This is a genomic window from Streptomyces sp. NBC_01478 (assembly GCF_036227225.1).
Lineage (GTDB): Bacteria > Actinomycetota > Actinomycetes > Streptomycetales > Streptomycetaceae > Streptomyces.
This window is the reverse complement of the sequence record NZ_CP109444.1, coordinates 10,759,555-10,778,523: the sequence shown is the minus strand read 5'-3', so window position 1 is coordinate 10,778,523 and position 18,969 is coordinate 10,759,555. Positions and strand designations below refer to the sequence as shown.

General features: G+C 71.4%; 15 protein-coding genes. 8 read left to right on the top strand and 7 right to left on the bottom strand.

Features of this window, described 5'->3' with window-relative positions:
* Window positions 1-31 precede the first annotated feature (31 nt).
* Window positions 32-316: a hypothetical protein gene (locus OG223_RS47840; RefSeq protein WP_329263433.1), complete on the bottom strand. Its 285-nt coding sequence runs from the start codon at window positions 314-316 to the stop codon at window positions 32-34.
* An 81-nt stretch (window positions 317-397) separates the two neighbouring features.
* On the bottom strand, window positions 398-2,791 hold the full coding sequence (locus OG223_RS47835) for a SpoIIE family protein phosphatase (RefSeq protein ID WP_329263431.1): 2,394 nt from the start codon (window positions 2,789-2,791) through the stop codon (window positions 398-400).
* A gap of 216 nt (window positions 2,792-3,007) precedes the next feature.
* On the opposite strand from OG223_RS47835, the gene OG223_RS47830 reads away from it, so the two are divergent.
* The gene (locus OG223_RS47830) at window positions 3,008-5,152 is read left to right on the top strand and encodes a SpoIIE family protein phosphatase (protein WP_329265850.1); all 2,145 of its coding nucleotides are present in this window, start codon (window positions 3,008-3,010) and stop codon (window positions 5,150-5,152) included.
* An 83-nt stretch (window positions 5,153-5,235) separates the two neighbouring features.
* Here OG223_RS47830 and OG223_RS47825 read toward each other — a convergent pair whose 3' ends face one another.
* Window positions 5,236-6,651 carry a S1 family peptidase gene (locus tag OG223_RS47825; protein WP_329263429.1) on the bottom strand — a complete coding sequence of 472 codons (1,416 nt, stop codon included), beginning with the start codon at window positions 6,649-6,651 and terminating at the stop codon, window positions 5,236-5,238.
* 774 nt (window positions 6,652-7,425) lie between these two features.
* Here OG223_RS47825 and OG223_RS47820 point away from each other — a divergent pair.
* From OG223_RS47820 to OG223_RS47805, 4 genes are all read left to right on the top strand, one after another.
* Window positions 7,426-7,641 (top strand): type A2 lantipeptide, encoded by a 216-nt coding sequence (locus tag OG223_RS47820; protein WP_329263428.1) that lies wholly within the window; start codon window positions 7,426-7,428, stop codon window positions 7,639-7,641.
* Between the two features lie 94 nt (window positions 7,642-7,735).
* The gene (locus OG223_RS47815) at window positions 7,736-8,542 is read left to right on the top strand and encodes an HlyD family efflux transporter periplasmic adaptor subunit (RefSeq protein WP_329263427.1); all 807 of its coding nucleotides are present in this window, start codon (window positions 7,736-7,738) and stop codon (window positions 8,540-8,542) included.
* Window positions 8,539-10,761 carry an NHLP family bacteriocin export ABC transporter peptidase/permease/ATPase subunit gene (locus OG223_RS47810; RefSeq protein ID WP_329263426.1) on the top strand — a complete coding sequence of 741 codons (2,223 nt, stop codon included), beginning with the start codon at window positions 8,539-8,541 and terminating at the stop codon, window positions 10,759-10,761. Before OG223_RS47815 ends, OG223_RS47810 begins: the two co-directional genes overlap by 4 nt.
* A gap of 1 nt (window position 10,762) precedes the next feature.
* Window positions 10,763-13,579, top strand: a complete 2,817-nt coding sequence (locus OG223_RS47805) for an NHLP bacteriocin export ABC transporter permease/ATPase subunit (RefSeq protein WP_329263424.1) — start codon at window positions 10,763-10,765, stop codon at window positions 13,577-13,579.
* 61 nt (window positions 13,580-13,640) lie between these two features.
* On the opposite strand, the gene OG223_RS47800 is transcribed toward OG223_RS47805, so the two are convergent.
* The 3 genes from OG223_RS47800 to OG223_RS47790 all read right to left on the bottom strand — a co-directional run bounded on the left by OG223_RS47800 (window position 13,641) and on the right by OG223_RS47790 (window position 15,040).
* Window positions 13,641-14,168, bottom strand: a complete 528-nt coding sequence (locus tag OG223_RS47800; protein WP_329263423.1) for an SRPBCC family protein — start codon at window positions 14,166-14,168, stop codon at window positions 13,641-13,643.
* 6 nt (window positions 14,169-14,174) lie between these two features.
* Window positions 14,175-14,516: an ArsR/SmtB family transcription factor gene (locus OG223_RS47795; protein WP_329263421.1), complete on the bottom strand. Its 342-nt coding sequence runs from the start codon at window positions 14,514-14,516 to the stop codon at window positions 14,175-14,177.
* An 86-nt stretch (window positions 14,517-14,602) separates the two neighbouring features.
* The gene (locus OG223_RS47790; protein WP_329263419.1) at window positions 14,603-15,040 is read right to left on the bottom strand and encodes a VOC family protein; all 438 of its coding nucleotides are present in this window, start codon (window positions 15,038-15,040) and stop codon (window positions 14,603-14,605) included.
* 76 nt (window positions 15,041-15,116) lie between these two features.
* On the opposite strand from OG223_RS47790, the gene OG223_RS47785 reads away from it, so the two are divergent.
* Complete coding sequence (locus tag OG223_RS47785) at window positions 15,117-15,806, top strand: TetR/AcrR family transcriptional regulator (protein WP_329263417.1); 690 nt, start codon at window positions 15,117-15,119, stop codon at window positions 15,804-15,806.
* On the opposite strand, the gene OG223_RS47780 is transcribed toward OG223_RS47785, so the two are convergent.
* A complete protein-coding gene (locus OG223_RS47780; protein ID WP_329263416.1) occupies window positions 15,800-16,642 on the bottom strand; it encodes an alpha/beta fold hydrolase in 843 nt (280 codons plus the stop codon). The genes OG223_RS47785 and OG223_RS47780 overlap by 7 nt on opposite strands.
* Before the next feature lie 123 nt (window positions 16,643-16,765).
* Here OG223_RS47780 and OG223_RS47775 point away from each other — a divergent pair, with 123 nt between their 5' ends.
* Window positions 16,766-18,268 (top strand): MFS transporter, encoded by a 1,503-nt coding sequence (locus tag OG223_RS47775; RefSeq protein ID WP_329263414.1) that lies wholly within the window; start codon window positions 16,766-16,768, stop codon window positions 18,266-18,268.
* Window positions 18,269-18,515: 247 nt separating this feature from the next.
* Window positions 18,516-18,893, top strand: coding sequence for an STAS domain-containing protein (locus tag OG223_RS47770; RefSeq protein ID WP_329263412.1), 378 nt, complete (start codon window positions 18,516-18,518; stop codon window positions 18,891-18,893).
* The last annotated feature ends 76 nt before the right edge of the window (window positions 18,894-18,969 follow it).

Genomic DNA, 18,969 nt, shown 5'->3' with positions numbered 1-18,969 from the left:
ACCGGCCAACGATGAGGGGGCCGTGAGGTGTCTAGCCGGCCGTCGGGCCGGGCGCATCTCCCGCCGCCCGCTCCACGTCCGCCTCGACCTCGGCCCGGTCGAGGCCCTCGTCCCTCGCGTACTCGTCCGCCGCGGACTGCATGTCGCGGGCCAGGTCGCGCCAGGCCCGCCAGGCGGTCTCGTAGGTGTCGGTCTGGGCCTCGGTCCAGGGTTCGTGGGCGGGGGCTCCCAGGGAGTCCCGCATCTCCTTGACCCGGGCGCGGGCCGCTTGGGCCGCGCGGTGCTTCTCTACGAGTTCCTCGAAGGTGTGTGCCACAAGCACGCACCCCATCACGGCGGGCGCGCGCGGCGGCCCCGACCTGCCGCTACGTGGCCCGAGGGGCACCCGTGCGGCCGTCTACCCGTCGAGCTCGATCTCGGCCCACACCTGTTTGCCGCCGCTCACCGGCACCGTGCCCCAGGCCGCCGACATGGCCTCGACGAGGAGGATGCCGCGGCCGCCGGTGGCCTCCCAGCCGATGCTGGTGGGTTTGACCGGGGTGCGCGGCGAGGAGTCGGCGACGGCGACGCGGAACCGCCGGTTGACGAGGGTGAGGTCGAGGCGGACCGGTCCGTCGGTGTGCACCAGGGCGTTGGTGACCAGCTCGGAGACGACGAGGAGGATGGTGTCGGTCTCCTCGGGGACGCCCCAGGTGCGCAGGGTGCGCCTGGTGAAGCGGCGGGCGTGCCGGGCCGCCTCGGGGACGCGCCACACCGTCCAGTTCTCCCGGCGGGGGCGGGTGGCGAGGCCGTCGTAGCGCATGAGGAGGAGGGCTACGTCGTCCTCGCGGCGGGCGTTGCCGAGCAGGGCGTCGGCGACGAGGCCGAGGTGGGCGGGGTCGGAGACGGCGAGGCCGTGGGCGAGGCGGTCGAGGCCCTCGTCGATGTCGGCCTCCTTGGACTCCACGAGGCCGTCGGTGGTGAGGGCGACGACGGTGCCGGGCTGGAGTCGCAGCGGGCTCATCGGGAAGTCGGCCTGGGTCACCACGCCGAGCGGCGGTCCGCCGTCCGCGGAGGAGATCTCGGTGCTGCCGTCCGGGTGGCGCAGGACGGGCGGCAGATGACCGGCCCGCACGTACCAGGCGGAGCCCTCCTCCAGGTTGACGTCGACGTAGCAGCAGGTGGCGAAGAGGTCGGTCTCCAGGTCGATGAGGAGGCGGTTGGCGTGCGAGACGACGACGTCGGGCGGGTGTCCCTCGACGGCGTAGGCGCGCAGCGCGGTGCGCATCTGGCCCATGAGGGTGGCGGCGCCCGCGTTGTGGCCCTGGACGTCGCCGATGACGAGGGCCACGTGGTTGTCGGGCAGCGGGATCACGTCGTACCAGTCGCCGCCGACCTCGAGTCCGGCCGTGGTCGGCAGATAGCGGGCGACGGCGACCGCGCCGGGCAGGTTCGGCAGGCGGCGCGGCAGCAGTTGGCGCTGGAGCATGCCGACGAGTTCGTGCTCGGCGTCGAAGGCGTGGGCGCGCATCAGGGCCTGTCCGGCGAGGCCGGCGGAGGCGGTGAGCAGGGCGCGTTCGTCGGGGCCGAAGACGTGCGGGTCGTCCCAGCCGATCAGGCAGGCACCGGAGACCCGGCCGCCCGCGGACAGCGGCAGGACGGCGAGGCCGCCCGGTCCGACCTCGGCGAGGGCGGGTTCCAGGTCGGTGCCGGCGGGCCAGATCGCGGCGCGGCCCTCGCGCAGGGCGGCGGCGAGGGTGGGCATGGTGCGCACGGGCGCGTCGGGCCATTCGCTGCGCCACTCCTGGCGCCACAGCTCGGGCCAGGACTCCGGTTCGGGCGGGTCGAGGACGGTGACGACGAGGCGGTCGCCCTCCAGTTCGGCGAGCGCGATGCGGTCGGCGCGCAGCGGTTTGCGCAGGGCGGCGACCACGGCCTGGCTGACGTCGCGGACCGTGCCGGCCATGGCGAGCGCGGCGGCGAGACGCTGGACGCGGGCCACGTCGTTGACGCCGGAGCGCAGTTGGGAGGCGTCGCCGACGGTGCCGACGAGGCGGGCCGGGCGGCCGTCGCCGCCGGGCAGGAGCCGGCCGCGCAGCCGCAGCCACTTCGGTGTTCCCGACGGCTGCAGGACCCGGAACTCCAGCTCGCGGTCGCCGATGGCCATGTGGTCGGCCTCGACGACGGACATCAGCGAGGGCAGGTCCTCCGGCACGGTCAGCCCGAGCAGGGTCTCGACCTTGCCGTCGAAGTCGCCGGTGCCGAGCCCGAACAGTTCCAGGACGTCGCCGCCGACCTCGACCCGCCCGGTGTCCATGGCCAGGTCGAACGCGCCCGCGGCCAGGTCCTCGCCCGCGACGGCCTCGGCCGGTACCGGGATCGCGACCGCCTCGGCGATCAGCGCGAGGCATTCGCGGTCCTCGGCGCCGAACCCGGCCGGGCGTTCGCTCACCACGAGCAGACAGCCGCCGCCCCTCTCGCCGCGCACGGGCAGGGCCGCGAGGTGGAACTCCCCCGTCGGCAGGCGTCGCGCGTCGCAGCCCGCGGCGAGTTCCTCGGGGCCGAACCACACCGGGTGCCCGGCCCGCCGTGCCTCGGCGACCGGTGCTCCCCCGGACGCCGGATAGCCGTCCCGCAGTCCGTACAGCGTGCGTGGCACACCGGCCGACTCGACCAGGCACAGCAGGTCCGCGTCGTCGCCGGGTGTGTACACCCCGGCGAAGCTCGCACCGGCGAAGACGAGGGCCTGTTCGAGGACGCGGCGCAGTCGTTCGTGGGGGCCGAGGTCGGTGGTGAGCGTTTTGAGGGCCATTTCGGCACGCAGCGTTCCCGCTCTGCGTCCCACAGCGCCCTCACTGACCACGTCCGCAATTACAGCGCTTATACAGCGACGGCGCAGCCCCTGTGACCGTTACGTGGAGATGAGCCACCGGATGGCCCCCCGTCGCGCGACCGCGGCGACGCTCGCCGTGCGCGTCGCGCTCCCAGGGTGGAGCCTGATCCGTGGGACAGCGGGCCGGGCAAGGAGGTGGTCGGCGTGTCGGACGGGCAGGCGCCGACGGTCGCCGGGTCGCCGGTCGGGCGGCCGATGCTGTCGCTCGCGCTGGCCGCGATGATGGACGGCGTCCACGCGCACTCGGGTGCGGTGTATCTGCTGACGCCCGACGAGCCGGTGCTGGAGATGGCGGTCATGGCCGGGCTGCCCCGCGCCTTCGCGGCACCCTGGGAGCGGGTCGGGCTGAGCGCGCCGATCCCGGTCGCCGAGGCGGTGCGTGAACGGCGGCTGATCTGGGTCGGCGGCGAGGAGGACATGGCCCGCCGCTATCCGCGCATCGCGGTCGTGCTGCCGTATCCCTTCGCGCTGGCCGCCGTGCCCGTGGCCACGGCGGCCAGGGTCTACGGCTCGGTGTTCGTGACCTGGCCCGGTTCGCATCCGCCGGTCCTCTCCGACCGGGACCGCGACCAACTGACCGCCGCCTGCGACCGGCTCGCGGTACGGCTGGAACGGGCCGCCGAGGAGCGGCACCCGGCGCGGGCGGAGCCCGATCTGCTGGCGACGGGGCCCGCGACGAGTGTGGCCGGGACGCTGGGCACGGTCGAGGCGGCGCGGATGGTGGCCCGGCTGCCGTACGGGCTGTGTTCGCTGGATCTGCACGGGCGGGTGGGCTTCGCGAACGCGGCGGCCGGGGAGCTGCTCGGCATGTCGGTGAGCCGTCTGCTGGGCACCCAGTTGTGGGCGGCGGTGTCCTGGCTCAACGACCCGGTGTACGAGGACCGTTACCGGGCCGCGCTGCTCAGTCAGCAGGTCACGTCGTTCGTGGCGTTGCGGCCGCCCGGCGAGTGGCTGTCGTTCCGGATGTATCCGAACACGACCGGGCTGAGTGTGCGGATCAGCCGGGCGCGGGCGGTGACGGAGCTGGGCCGGGCGGCGCCGCGGCCGGGTGAGGGGCCGTCGCGGCTGGTGTCGATCTCGCAGGTGCTGAGCCTGGCCGGGGCGCTCACCGAGGCGGTCGGGGTGGAGGACGTGGTGCAGTTGATCGCGGACGAGGTCGCGCCTGCCGTGGGCAGCCAGGCGCTGGTCGTCCTCGGTTCGCGGGGCGGGCGGCTGCATGTGCTGGGGCAGCGCGGCTACCCGGACCCGCAGGTCGTGGAGCGCTTCGACGGGATGGCGCTGACCGAGTCGACGCCGGGGACGGCCGCGTTGAACGGCGGTGTGCCCGCGTTCTTCGACTCACGGCAGGAGCTGGAACGGCTGTATCCGAGCCGGCACTGCACGCCCGACGGGTTCGAGGCCTGGGCGTATCTGCCGCTGATCGCGTCCGGCCGCCCGGTCGGCACCTGTGTGCTGGCGTACGGCGAGCCGCATGTCTTCCCGGCGGACGAGCGGGCCGTGCTGACGAGTCTGGGCGGGCTGATCGCGCAGGCGCTGGAGCGTGCGCTGCTCTACGACGCGAAGAACCGACTCGCCCATGGCCTGCAGGCGGCGCTGCTGCCGCACTCGCTGCCGTCGCTGCCGGGCATCGAGGCCGCCGCCCGCTATCTGCCGGCCACGCAGGGCATGGAGATCGGCGGCGACTTCTACGACCTGGTGACGTCCGAGGGCCTGGCGGCGGTGATCGGCGATGTGCAGGGGCACAACGTGACCGCGGCCGGGCTGATGGGGCAGATCCGGACCGCCGTCCGTGCGTACACCACGGTCGGCCAGGCTCCGGAGGAGGTCATGCGCAGCACCAACCGGCTGCTGATCGACCTCGGGTCCGAGCTCTTCGCGAGCTGTCTGTATCTACGGCTCGATCCCGCGCGCGGTACGGCCGTGATGGCGCGTGCCGGGCATCCGCCGCCGTTGCTGCGCCGTCCGGACGGGCGGGTGCGGGTGCTGGACCTGGCGGGCGGTCCGCTGCTGGGCATCGACGCGGACGCGGTCTATCCGACGACGGAGGTCGATCTCGCGCCCGGCTCCGTGCTCGCCCTCTACACCGACGGGCTCATCGAGTCCCCCGGCGTCGACATCGAGGACGCCCTGGCCGAACTGGGGCAACGGCTCGCCGCGGCCGGGGAGTTGCCGCTGGAGGAGATCGCCGACGAACTGGTGCGGCACAGCGCCTCGGCGAGGGAGCGGATCGACGACGTGGCGCTGCTTCTGCTGCGGGCCCGGGAGCCGGGCCCCGACTGACACGTGCACGCGGGGCGGCCCGGCCCTCCCGCCGGAGGGCCGGACCGATCCACCGCCGACCTGAACTGCTGGAAGGGGTCGGATCAGTGGTTCGAGGTGAGCGAGGAACCGTCGTCGGCTCCGGTGCCCGTGTCCTGGCCGGTGCCGCTTTGGTCCTCACCGGTGCCGGTCTGATCGCCCGTGCCGTCGGTCGCGGACGGGTCGACGACTCCGGACTCGTCACCGGTGCCGTCGGTCGCGGACGGATCGACGACTCCGGACTCGTCACCGGTGCCGTCGGTGGCGGACGGGTCCGCGGCGGTCGCCGACGGGTCGGCCGTGGCGGTGTCGTCGCCCGCACCCGCGCCCGCACCGGCGTCGCCGAGAGTGGCCCCGGTCGCCGTCAGCGCGGCGGTGACCGGCTGGAAGAAGGTCTCGCCGCCGCTGGTGCAGTCGCCGCTGCCGCCGGAGGTGAGGCCGACCGCGCCGCCGTCCTGGGTGAAGAGCGAGCCGCCGCTGTCACCCGCCTCGGCGCAGACGTCCGTCTGGATGAGGCCGTTGACGGTGTCGACACCGTTGGGGTCGGTCTCGCTCTGGAAGTTGACCGTCGCGTCGAGCCCGGTGACCGTGCCGTCGTGCAGACCGGTGGTGGAGCCCATCCGGAAGACCTGGGTGCCGACCGTGGCGTCCTCGGCCTGGGTGATCTGGACGGTCTGACCGTTGCCGACGTTGACGTCGCTCGTGGTCTGCGTCGCCGGGTCGTCGTACTTCACGAGGGAGAAGTCGCTGACGGGGAACGTGGCCTGGTCGACCGTGGCGATCGGCTGGCCGTCCTGCGAGTCGGACCACTGCTTCGCCGCGACGCCGCAGTGTCCGGCGGTCAGGAAGGCGGGGGTGCCGTCGCTCGCGGTGACGTTGAAGCCGAGGGAGCAGCGCACGCCGCCCTGGTCGGTCTGGGCGAAGATGGCGTCGCCGCCGGACACCAGCGTCTTGAAGGAGCCGGCGGTCTTCTTGACGGTCGCCATGTCGGTGCCGAGGCTCTTGACCGTCGACAGCACGGTGTCCCACTTGGTGCCCGTGACGGTGCTGTCCGCGAGGACCTGGATCTTGTTGGTCTTCGGGTCGACCGACCAGGCGGTGCCGGGGACGGTCGCCTTGGTCTTCAACACCTGGGCGGCGGCGGTGAGTTCGGCGGTGCTGTTCTGCACCTCGCGCACCTTGGCGCCGGCCTTCTCCGCCTGCACGACCACGTTGTTGTTGTCGCCCGAGATCACGTTGACGACGAGCTGCTGCGTGCCGCTGTCGTAGTAGGACCCGGCGAAGGCGTCACCCAGCAGTCCGGCGATCTGCGCGGAGAGGTCGGAGGCGCCCGTCGCCTTGAGCGTCTTGGGGGTGGCGGCGCCTGCCGAGTTGTCCTGGGACGCGTTGGCGTTCGGCAGCAGGATCGCCGCCGCTCCGAGAGCAGCGACACCGCCGATGGCTATTGCGGCCTTGCGCTTCGGAATTCGCTTGTGACTCAAACTTCTCGACCTCCTGGGGACCGGGGTCTGTGCCGCCGGGCGGCGGCTTATGGGGGGGCGCCTGGATGCCCGTTGATACGCACGTGTCACGCGAGGTGTTCAATTCCGTTTCCCAACTTCCTTTACGAAAACGGGAATCAGCCATGTGCAAGCCCTGACCCGGCGGGGGTACGAGGTGGTCGCAGGCCTGTGGCGTCGGTGTTGCGGCCCCGGTCCGACCGGCACGCCCCGAGCGGGCGGATGTCTTGATCGAATCGGTGGAGATCAAACCTGCCCGCACACGGTCCCGGTTCGCGCACTCCCGGCACACTCCACGGACCGACACGGAACGCGGTCGATCGGCGACGGTCCGTAGAGAACAGTGAGCGGAATCCTCGCTTCAGGGAATCTGCACAGCGCGTACCCAACGACGTCACCGGACGCGACGGATCTGCACATGCACACACCCCCGGAAAGGTCTTTGGTGGGGAGTGCCCGATTCCGGTTCGGCGCCGCAACCCTTCGCGCGCAGCGATGCCGTGCAGCGTGTGAAGAAGTCGCCGACACCTCGTGCCCACGCCTGCACGGTTCGCGCCCCCTGAGGCTCAAGTGCCCTGGTGGGACAGGAGTTTGATTGGCTGCGCCCAGCGGCCGCGTGCTTTGATCCATCGCACCGCAGGAGCCTCGAGGGCTCCGGAAACGACGCCCGCCCGGCGCCTGCGGTCGCGGCCGTCATCTGTCCCCAGAGGGGGCCGCTCCCCCCTTGTGAATATCCATATGAAGGGAAGTTCCCCCATGAACTCCACCCCCCAGGTCCAGACCGCCGAGATCTCCGACGCCGAGCTCGACAACGTCTCCGGTGGTCTCTCCCTGAACGCCCTCGGCACCGTCACCAACCTGGTCGACGGCGTTGTCCCGGTCTCCGGCCTGGTCGACTCGGTCATCGGCACGGTCGAGGGCACCACCGGCCTGAGCGTGGCCCCGGTCACGAACCTGGTCGCCGGTCTCTGATCGCACCTTGCCCCACCGAGTCCCGGAGCCGTTTCCCGGCTCCGGGACTCTCGGGTTGTCGTAAAAGATCTCTCCCCTAGGTGAGGGAAGTTCCGTGCAGTTCCGCCAACAGGCCCTCGCCAAGCTCCAGTCGCCCGAGGAGCTCGATCTTCCGGTGCGCTTCGCGCGTCCGCAGGGCTGGCTCGTGCTCTGTGTGACGGTGGTCGTGGTGGCCGCCGCGTCCGTGTGGGCGGTCACCGGTTCCGTGGCGTCCACGGTCGGGGCGTCCGCCATCCTCACGCACGGGGAGGGCAGTTACATCCTGCAGAGCCCCGTCGCCGGCCAGGTCACCGCCGTCGTCGCCCAGGAGGGCGAGCGGCTGCCCGCCGACTCCCCTGTCCTGAAGGTCCGTACGGCCGACGGTGACGCCGTCGTGCGCACGGTCGCCGCGGGCCGGATCACCGCGCTCGCCGCCACCATCGGCCAGATCATCCAGACCGGCGCGAACGTCGCCGCCGTGGAGAAGGTCGCGCACGCCGGCGACCCGCTCTACGCGACGGTGTACGTCCCCGCCGAGAACGCGGCCTCCATCCCCGCGAACGCCACCGTAGACCTGACCGTCTCGTCGGTTCCGACGCAGACGTACGGCGTGCTGCGCGGCCGGGTGAAGGCGGTGGACCGGTCCGCCCAGTCGGCGCAGCAGATCGCCGCGTTCCTCGGGGACAGCCAACTCGGCGAGCAGTTCACCAAGAAGGGCAGACCGGTGGCCGTACTGGTGAAGCTCGACAGGTCGAAGGGGACCAAGAGCGGTCTGAAGTGGTCGTCGCAGGACGGACCGCCGTTCGCCCTCACCTCCATGACCATGGCCTCGGCCTCGATCCGGCTGGCCGATCAGCGTCCCCTCGATTGGCTGCTGCCGTGAGCCGCGCGCAGGACACCCGTTCCCGGCGCCGCTCCGCGCCACCGAAGCGCCCGGTGCCCAAAGGTCGCGCGAAGACGGTCCGTTCACCCACCGTGCTCCAGATGGAGGCCGTCGAGTGCGGCGCCGCCTCCCTCGCGATGGTCCTCGGCTTCTACGGCCGCCACGTCCCGCTGGAGGAGCTGCGCATCGCCTGCGGAGTCTCCCGCGACGGCTCGCGCGCCAGCAACTTGCTGAAGGCCGCGCGGAGTTACGGCCTCACGGCCAAGGGCATGCAGATGGACACCGCCGCCCTCGCCGAAGTGCGGTCCCCCGCCGTCCTGTTCTGGGAGTTCAACCACTACGTCGTCTACGACGGCATGGGGCGCCGCTTCGGCCGCCGCGGGGTGTACATCAACGACCCCGGCAAGGGGCGGCGGTTCGTGCCCATGGAGGACTTCGACGCGAGTTTCACCGGTGTCGTCCTCGTCATGGAACCGGGCGACGGTTTCGAGAAGGGCGGGCGCAAGCCGGGTGTCCTGGGCGCGATGCCGGCCCGGCTGCGCGGCACCGCGGGCACGATGCCCGCCGCCGTGCTCGCGAGTCTGCTGCTGGTGCTGGTCGGTGCGGCGATGCCCGCGCTCAGCCGGACCTACATCGACATGTTCCTGATTGGCGGTCAGACGTCCCTGCTGGGCGTCCTGTTCGCGTCGATGGGCACCTGCGTGCTGCTCACGCTGGCGCTGACCTGGCTGCAGCAGGCGAACCTGCTGCACGGCCGCATCATCTCCTCCACGCTCTCCAGCGCCCGCTTCCTGCGCCATCTGCTGCGGCTGCCGGTGACGTTCTTCTCCCAGCGCAGCCCGGCCGACCTGGTGCAGCGCCTCCAGTCGAACGACGCCGTCGCCGAGACCCTGGCCCGCGACCTCTCGGCCGCCGGGGTGGACGCGGTGGTCGTGGTGCTCTACGCGGTCCTGCTCTACACCTACGACCCCCAACTCACCTACGTGGGCATAGGTGTTGCCCTGCTGAACGTGGTGGCGATGCGGGTCGTCATCAAGCTGCGTGCGACCCGGACCGCGAAACTGCGTGCCGACAGCGCCCGGCTCACCAACACCGCTTACACCGGGCTCCAGTTGATCGAGACGATGAAGGCGACCGGCGGCGAGGACGGCTACTTCCGCAAGTGGGCCGGACAGCACGCCACCACGCTTGAGGAGCAACAGCGGCTCGGCGTGCCGAGCGCCTGGCTGGGCGTGGTCGCGCCGACGCTCGCCTCCCTCAACAGCGCGCTGATCCTGTGGATCGGCGGCATGCGGGCCGTGGAGGGGGGCATCTCGGTCGGCCTGCTGGTCGCCTTCCAGGCCCTGGTCACCCGCTTCACCGCACCGATCACCCGGCTCAACGGCGTCGCGGGCCGCGTCCAGGACTTCGCGGCCGACGTGGCCCGGCTCAAGGACGTCGAGAACTTCCAGGCCGATCCCCTCTACTCCCGTGCGGGCGGCGTCGATTCGACCCGCCGGCTGCAAGGGCACGTCGAGCTGGAGAACATCACCTTCGGCTACAGCCCGCTCGACAAGCCGCTGCTCACCGGCTTCGACCTGACGGTGGGCCCGGGTCAGCAGGTGGCGCTGGTCGGTGGTTCCGGCAGCGGCAAGTCGACGGTGTCCAGGCTGATTTCGGGCCTCTACACGCCCTGGGAGGGGGTGATCCGCATCGACGACCACCGGCTGGAGGACATCCCGCGCGGCGCCCTCGCCGCCTCCGTCTCCTTCGTCGACCAGGACGTGTTCCTCTTCGAGGGCTCGGTCCGCGACAACGTGGCGCTGTGGGACCCGTCGATCCCGGACGAGGCCGTGGAGGACGCGCTGCGGGACGCTGCCCTGTACGACGTGGTCGTGCGCCGCCCCGGCGGCATCCACAGCCACGTCGAGCAGGACGGGCGCAACTTCTCCGGCGGTCAGCGTCAACGCCTGGAGATAGCAAGGGCGTTGGTACGCAGGCCCAGCATCCTCGTCCTCGACGAGGTGACCAGCGCCCTGGACGCGGAGACCGAGCTGGTCGTGATGGACAACCTGCGCAAGCGCGGCTGCGCCTGCGTGGTGATCGCGCACCGGCTGAGCACCGTGCGCGACAGTGACGAGATCGTCGTCCTCGAACACGGCACGATCGTGGAACGCGGGCGGCACGACGCCCTGGTGGCGGCCGGCGGCGCGTACGCCACGCTGGTCAAGGAGCGCTGAGATGACGTCCGTTCACGAGGGCGACCTGGTCCTCGGCGCGCTGGGATCCCTGGGCACGCCGATCGACTGCGCCGGGTTCAACCGCCTCGACCTCGAAGGCCCGCAGGTGCTGTGGCTGGTCGCGTCGGGCGCCATCGACCTGTTCGCGGTGGATGCCGTACAGCAGGGCCACTGGCACCACCTCGGCCGGCTGGAGGCGGGCTCGCTGCTGCTCGGCCCGGTCACCGGTCCCCAACACACGCTGGTGGCACGCCCGTTGCGGGACTGCGTGGTGCACCGCATCGGCCTGCGCGAGCTGTACCAGCCCGCGAACACCGAGACGTGGTCGTACGACGCGTACGGCAACCCCCAGTACGTGCCCCCGACTTCGAGCCCGCTCGAACACGCCCTGGCCCTCGGTGTCGGCCGCGGTCTGTCCATCCTCTTCCAGGCACCGATGGCCACCGAACGGGCCGCCGCGCTCACCGACGACGACGTCTTCTGGATGCAGGTGCCGCCGGGCAGCGTGCAGTACGGCTCGCTGTACGGCGCGGAGGCGGCGGCCGATCTGCTGATGGACCCCGGTGTCTGGCAGGGCATGGTCGACCAGCAGTACCGGCTGCTGTCCACGCTGGACAAGTGGATCGAGCAACTGGAGCGGACGCACGAGACGCGAACCGCCGCCGGTATCAAGGCCGGTGAGGCCGTGCGTGCCCAGGCCGACCGGACGCTGCTGGCGTCGATCGGCAAATCCTCGGCGCGGCGCGCGACGTCCGCCGACGCCGACGCCTCGTACGCGGCCTGCAAGGTGGTCGCCGAGGCGGCCGGCATCACCCTCGCCGAGCCCGCGCAGAGCGGCTCCGAGAGCGACCGTCTCGACCCGGTCGAGCGGATCGCCCTCGCCTCACGCGTCCGGGTGCGTGCCGTACGGCTCGACGGACGCTGGTGGCGTGACAACGTCGGCCCGCTGGTGGGCCATCGGGCGCTGTCCGGGGCGCCCGTCGCACTGCTGTGGCGGCGCGGCGGCTATGTCGCCGTCCATCCGGCCACCGGCCGCGAGACACCGATCGAGAAGGCGAACGCGGAGGAGTTCGAGCCGCGTGCGGTGATGTTCTACCGTCCGCTGCCCGAGCGACGGCTCAGTCCGTTCGGGCTGCTGCGGTTCTCCATGCAGGGGACCGGCAGCGACCTGACGAACCTGCTGATCAGCGGGCTGGTGACGGTCGCGATCGGGGCGCTGGTGCCGATCGCGACGGGCAAGGTGCTCGGCGAGTTCGTCCCGAAGGCCCAGACGAACCTGATCGCGCAGGTCTGCCTGGCCGTGATGATCACCAGCGTGGTCGCGGCGGCCTTCATGCTGCTGGAGAACCTCACCATCCTCCGCCTGGAGGGCCGGATCGAGGCCACGCTCCAACCCGCCGTCTGGGACCGGCTGTTGAGGCTGCCGACGAAGTTCTTCACCGAACGCTCCACGGGCGAACTGGCGAGCGCGGCGATGGGCATCAGCTCGATCCGCCGTCTGCTGGCGGGAGTTGGGCCGGTGGTCGCCCAGTCGGTGACCGTCGGCGTCATGAACCTGGGACTGCTGTTCTGGTACAGCCCCTCGATGGCGCTCGCGGCGATCGGCATGCTCGTCGTGATCGCGGCCGTGTTCCTGAGCCTGGGCCTGTGGCAGGTGCGCTGGCAGCGCAAGCTGGTCGTCCTCGGCAACAAGCTGAACAACCAGGCGTTCCAGACTCTGCGCGGGCTGCCGAAGTTGCGGGTGGCCGCGGCCGAGAACTACGCCTACGCGGCCTGGGCGTCCGAGTTCGCGCGCAGCCGCGAACTCCAGCAGAAGGTCGGCCGGATCAAGAACCTCACCACGGTGATGGGCGCGGTGTATCTGCCGGTCTGCACCCTGCTGATGTTCATGCTCCTGGCGGGCCCGGCACGCGGCTCGATGTCCGCCGCCTCATTCCTCAGCTTCAACACCTCGGTGACGATGCTGCTGACCTCCGTCACCAGCCTGACCGGCGCCTTCGTCTCGACGGTCTCCGCCCTGCCGCTGTTCGAGGAGATCAGACCGGTCCTGGACGCGGCCCCCGAGGTCCGCACCGCGAGCACCCGCCCCGGCCGGCTGTCCGGCGCGATCGAGGCCCGCCGGGTCTCCTTCCGGTACGCCGACGACGGCCCCCTCGTCCTCGACGACGTGTCGATCGAGGTGCGCGCGGGCGAGTTCGTGGCGATCGTCGGCCCCAGCGGCTGCGGCAAGTCCACCCTGCTGCGCCTCCTCATCGGCTTCGACAGACCGGTCTCCGGCAGCGTCCTCTACGACGGCCAGGACCTCGGCGCCCTCGACCAGTCGGCGGTGCGGCGGCAGTGCGGGGTGGTGCTCCAGCACGCGCAGCCGTTCACCGGTTCCGTCCTGGACGTCATCTGCGGCACCGAGCCGTTCACGCCGGAGGAGGCGATGGCGGCGGCCGAGATGGCGGGGCTCGCCGAGGACATCAAGCGGATGCCGATGGGCCTGCACACGATCGTCTCCGGCAGCGGCGCGGTGTCGGGCGGCCAGCGTCAACGCCTCATGATCGCCCAGGCGTTGATCCGCCGGCCGCGCATCCTGTTCTTCGACGAGGCGACCAGCGCCCTGGACAACGAGACCCAGCGCACGGTGATCGAGAGCACCAAGGCCCTCAACGCCACCCGCATCGTCATCGCGCACCGTCTGTCGACGGTGCTGGACGCGGACCGTGTGGTCGTCATGGAGGACGGCAAGGTCGCTCAACAGGGGCCGCCCGCCGCGCTGTTGGCGGACACGGGCGGGCGGTTGCACGAGTTGGTGCGGCGGCAGATGGCGTGACGGGTCGGTGCCGGTGTGATGGCTCAGTCGACGTGACCGGTGGGTCCGGGCCCGCGAGCCGTCAGTCCAGGCCCGGCACGGGCGCACCCGAGGGGATCCCGGCCGCCAAGTACCCGTCGTAGAACGCCTTCCAGGGCGCGCCGGCACCGGAATGCGGCCCCTCGACGCGCTCGCCACGGACTTTCGCGTCCAGGGCGCCGAGGCAGACCTCCCAGCCGGCGCCGTTGCGGGACGCGGTGTCCTCGGCGCTCAGGACGTTGGTGAGGGTGAAGCGGGTGCGCTTGTCCTCGACCTCCTCCAGGTCGAAGTGCAGCTCGTCGCCGCCCCATTCGAAGGACAGGTGGCGAGGTGCGTCGACGGCGATGACGCGACCGGTCGACTCCGGCATGTTCGGGTCGCCGCTGAAGGTGACCTCTCCGCCGGGGCGCAGGTCGAACTCGGCGCGTGAGGGGAACCAGCGGGCGAGTTCGTCGGGGTCGGTCACGAACTGCCAGACGCGGGCGAGGGGTTGGTCGTAGGTGCGGCTGAACCGGACGGCGGGGCGGCCGTCGTCCAGGGTCAGATACGTGCCGGTGAGGTCGACGGACATGGCGGATCAGTCCTTCGCGGTGGGTTCCTTGATGTCGTCCGACGTCTCGTCGAGGCGCTGCCCCAGCGTGTCCAGGCTGCGGTTCCACAGCTCGCGGTAGGGGGCGAGCCAGGCGTCGAGATCGGCGATCGGGGCCGGGTCGAGGGCGTAGACGCGGCGTTGCGCGTCCTGCCGTACGCGGACCAGGCCCGCGTCCCGCAGCACCCGCAGGTGCTTCGACGTGCTCGGCTGGCTCAGGCCGCAGGCCTCCGCTATCTCGCCGACGGGCCGGGGCCGCTCCAGCAAAAGGGCGACGATGGCCCGCCGGTGGGGATCGGCGAGGGCGGTCCACAGCGAGGCGTCGGACATGACTCCAATATGCCACTGCGGTTATATGCCGGTCAAGGCATGCGCCGCGCTACGCCCAGGAGACCGGCGCGGGCACCGCACCCCGCTCAGGAAACCGGGCGGCCGTACCCCGGGACACCCTCGTGATCCACCCCGTGCGCCGCCCAGCTATACAGGTGCAGATCGAGGCCGTCGGGGTCGTTGAACACCAGCAGCCAGCCGATCGAGGCCTCGATCACCGGGGAGTGCGGGACGCCGAGGGTGTCGAGATGGGCGGCCCAGGCCTCGATGCCGGCACGGTCCGGGACCGCGAAGCTGACCGGGTCGAAGCCCTGACAGCCTTGCGCCGCCTCGGAGTTGACGCGCAGGCAGAGCATCGAGTCACCGAGTCCCGGGACCTCCCCCGCCACCCCGCGCACGACGCCGTCCGCGTCCGGGAACTCATGGGTGGCCTTGAAGCCGAGGACGCGGCCGTACCAGTCGCGCGAGCGGTCGAGGTCGGTGACGGGCATCTTCACGTGGTGGATTCCGGCGAGCTCCGGCATGGCACCCACACTCCTCATCGCCCTGACTCATTTCACCGCAGTACCACTGCGCCGATTTCCTTCTAGACTCCTCCCCATGCCCGACCCCGTCAACCAGAAGAGCAACCGGACGAGCGACCGGAAGAGCCACCGGACGCGGCCCTACCGCTCGGCCAAGCGCGCCGAGGCGGCGGAGGCGACCCGCGCCCGCATCCGCGAGGCGGCCGCGCGGCTGTTCACCGAGAAGGGGTACACCGGCACCCGGATGAAGGAGGTCGCGGCGCTGGCCGGTGTCGGCGAGCGCACGCTGTACGACGCGTTCCCCACCAAGGCCGCGCTGTTCGGGCACACCCTGGGCGTCGCGATCGCCGGTGACGAGGAACCGGTCGCCGTCCCGGAGCGCCCCGAGACCCTGGCGATCCGGGACGAGACCGACCCCGAGCGCGCGATCGGCCGTACCGTCGACCAGATCACCGAACTGCTGGAACGCGCAGGTGACTTGATCATGGTGACCGTCGAGGCGGCCGGCGCCGACCCGGACATGCGGGCGTCCGCCGACGCCGGCGCCGAGGCGACGTACGGCGTGCATCTGGCCCTGACCACGGCACTTCAGGAGCGCGGAGCCCTCCGCCCGGGCCTCGACGCGCGCACCGCCGCCGACACGCTCTACGCCCTGGCGTCACCGCACACCCATCAACTCCTGCGCAGGCACCGGGGTTGGACGCGGGACGCCTATCGGGCCTGGCTGCGGCGGGTGTTGGTCACGGAGCTGCTCGGCTCTCACTGAGCCGACCCCTCCCACAGGTCAGGGATGTCGCCGTCGCGGCTGTACATCCGGGTCGCCAACGCCCGTACCGCAGCAGCGAATTGGCCGGGGTTGCGCAGGAACTCCATGTGGATGCCCGGGAATTCGACCCACGGCGCGCCGATCCGCCGCGCGATCCCGACCGACGGCCGGGCGTAGTACGTACCGCGGTCCTCCGCGCCCGCCCCCAACACCACAGGAAACGGGGCCGACTTGAGCGCGGTCTCGTCGGGCCGGAAGCCGGCGAAGCCGGGCCACTCCGCGCCGAAGAGGTGGTCCTGGTTCCCGAGGAACCGCTTCCAGAGGTCGGCGGGCCAGCGGTACGTCCCCTCGCCGCGTGTCGTCTCCGCGAACCGGCGGCCGGCCGCGGGCGCCCCGCCCTGCTCGTACAGTGCGGCCAGTTCGGCGAAGAAGCCGCGCCCGGGGTCGCCGTCGGGCAGGACGTTCACGGCGGGCGGTTCATGGGCGACGAGGCCCGCCATCGCCTCCGGATGCAGCGCGGCCCGCGTGAGGCCGATGATCGCGCCCCCGCTGTTTCCGAACACCAGCGCCCGCCCGCCGGCGAGGCCGGCGATGAGCGCGCGGGCGTCGGCCGCCTGTACGGCGAGGCTCATCGGCGCGTGTGACCTGCCGGAACTGCGCGAATTGCCGCGTCGGTCGTACGAGATCACCATGAAGGCGTCGGAAAGGATCTCGGCGATGCCGGTGCAGTAGCCGGCGTCTCCCCCGGCCCCGCCGATCATCAACAGCGCCGGGCCGGTGCCGCGTACCTCGTAGTACAGCCCGGCCCCGCCGACCTCGAACACGCCACTGCGCATGCCTGCTCCCCGCCCTCAGCGAAACGTTGCCGTTTCGCTGAAAGTGTTCTAGTCTCGATGTGTACGAAACCGTTTCGTTTACGTTTTGGTAAACCCTGAACGACTTCCCTGGAGTGGTTCCCGATGTCCCAGAAGACTCTGACCGAAGACACCCAGCCGGGTGTCACGGAGGCGCAGTCCACGGCCTCCTCGAAGCGGTGGTGGATCCTCGCGATCGTCGCCGTCGCGCAGTTGATGGTGGTCCTCGACGCCACCATCGTGAACATCGCCCTGCCGTCGGCCCAGAAGGACCTCGGCTTCTCGGACGGCAACCGGCAGTGGATCGTCACCGCGTACGCGCTGGCGTTCGCCTCCCTGCTGCTGCTCGGCGGCCGGATCGCCGACCTGTTCGGCCGCAAGACCGCCTTCCTCGTCGGCGTCGTCGGATTCGCCGGCGCCTCCGCCCTCGGCGGTGCCGCCAACAGCTTCGGGATGCTGGTCACCGCACGCGCCCTCCAGGGTGTCGCGGGCGCGCTGCTCGCGCCGGCCGCGCTCTCGCTGCTCAACACGACCTTCACCGACGCCCGTGAGCGCGCCAGGGCGTTCAGCGTCTACGGCGCCATCGCCGGCGCCGGTGGTGCGGTGGGTCTGCTGCTCGGCGGGGTACTGACCGACGCCTTCGACTGGCGCTGGACGCTCTATGTGAACGTCGCCATCGCGTTCGTCGCCTTCGCGGGCGGCTGGGTCCTGCTCTCCAACCACCGTGACGCCGCCGGCTCCAAGCTGGACGTGCCGGGCACGGTGCTGGTCGCCGGTGGTCTGTTCTCCCTCGTCTACGGTTTCTCCAACGCCGAGACGCACGACTGGAGTTCGCCGCAGACCTGGGGCTTCCTGATCGCCGGCGCCCTGCTGCTGACGGCCTTCGTCTGGTGGCAGAACCGCGCCGCACACCCGCTGCTGCCGCTGCGCATCCTGCTCGACCGCAACCGGGGAGCCTCGTTCCTCGCCGTGCTGATCACCGGTGCGGGCATGTTCGGCGTCTTCCTCTTCCTCACCTACTACCTCCAGTTGAACCTCGGGTTCAGCCCCACCAAGACCGGTGTCGCGTTCCTGCCGATGATCGGCGCCCTGATGGTCATGGCGCAGATCGGCACCACGATGCTCGTGCCGCGCCTCGGCCCGAAGGTCGTCATCCCGCTGGGCTTCGCCATCGCCATGGTCGGCATGGCCTGGCTGACCGGCATCGGGGTCGGCTCGTCGTACGCGACGCACGTCCTGCCGCAGTTGATCGTGATCGGCGCGGGCCTCGGCATGGTGATGCCGCCGGCGATGCAGCTCGCCACGGGCGGTGTGGCCGCCGAGGACGCGGGTGTCGCCTCCGCGACGGTCAACGCCATGCAGCAGGTGGGCGGTTCGATCGGTACGGCGCTGCTGAACACGCTGGCCGCGAGCGCCGCGACGGACTACCTGGCCGGGAAGGACGCGAGCAGCAAGCTGGTCCAGGCGCAGGCGACGATCGAGAGCTACACCACCGCGTTCTGGTGGTCGGCGGGCTTCTTCGCCGCGGGCACGCTGATCGCGCTGGTGCTCTACCGTCGCGGGGTCCCGCAGCAGGACGCGGACGCCGCCCCGGTCGTCCACATGTGACCGGCCGAGCCTGAGCCGCACAGACCGAGGGGCCGCCGTCCGCAGGGAGACGGCGGCCCCTCTTCACTGCTCGCCCTGAGCACAGTCGCCCTATCGCGAGCGCCTACTGACAGAAAGTCAACCTTTCGGACCGGAATTCACCATGTCGAGTGAACTAGATCTTGCGGGCGGCGAGTTCAGGGATGCCCGGGACCTCAACGGGGTAGCTACCGAGATCCAACGCGCCCCATGCCGAGGTGGAGCGGCCATGACAGCCGAAGCGGACGAACGCGACAGGCCCGCCGCCAACACCTGTGCCCGCACACGGTCCAGCGGCCCCTTCACCGTGGTCGAGGTGTCGGGGGAGATCGACATGGCGACGGCCGACTTCGTCGTGGAACACCTGGATGCCGCGACGGCGGTCGCGGAGCCCGACGTCCTGGTGGATCTGCGGGCCGTCGAGTTTCTCGACTGCTCGGGGCTGCGCGTCCTGTGCCGGGCCGAGCGGCGGGCCAGGGAACGCGGCGGGCGCTTGCGCGTGGTGTCCGACGGGCCGCGGATCGACCGGCTGTTGCGGGCCTCGGGGCTGCTCGGCCGTTTTCCGCCGCTCCGGGCGCTGCCTTCGCAGGCCGAGAAGCCGCAATGACAACAGGGGCCGGCACGGGCGGCCCCACACCGCCCGGCCGACCCCTGGTACGGGACCGCGGTACTCCGCGACAGGG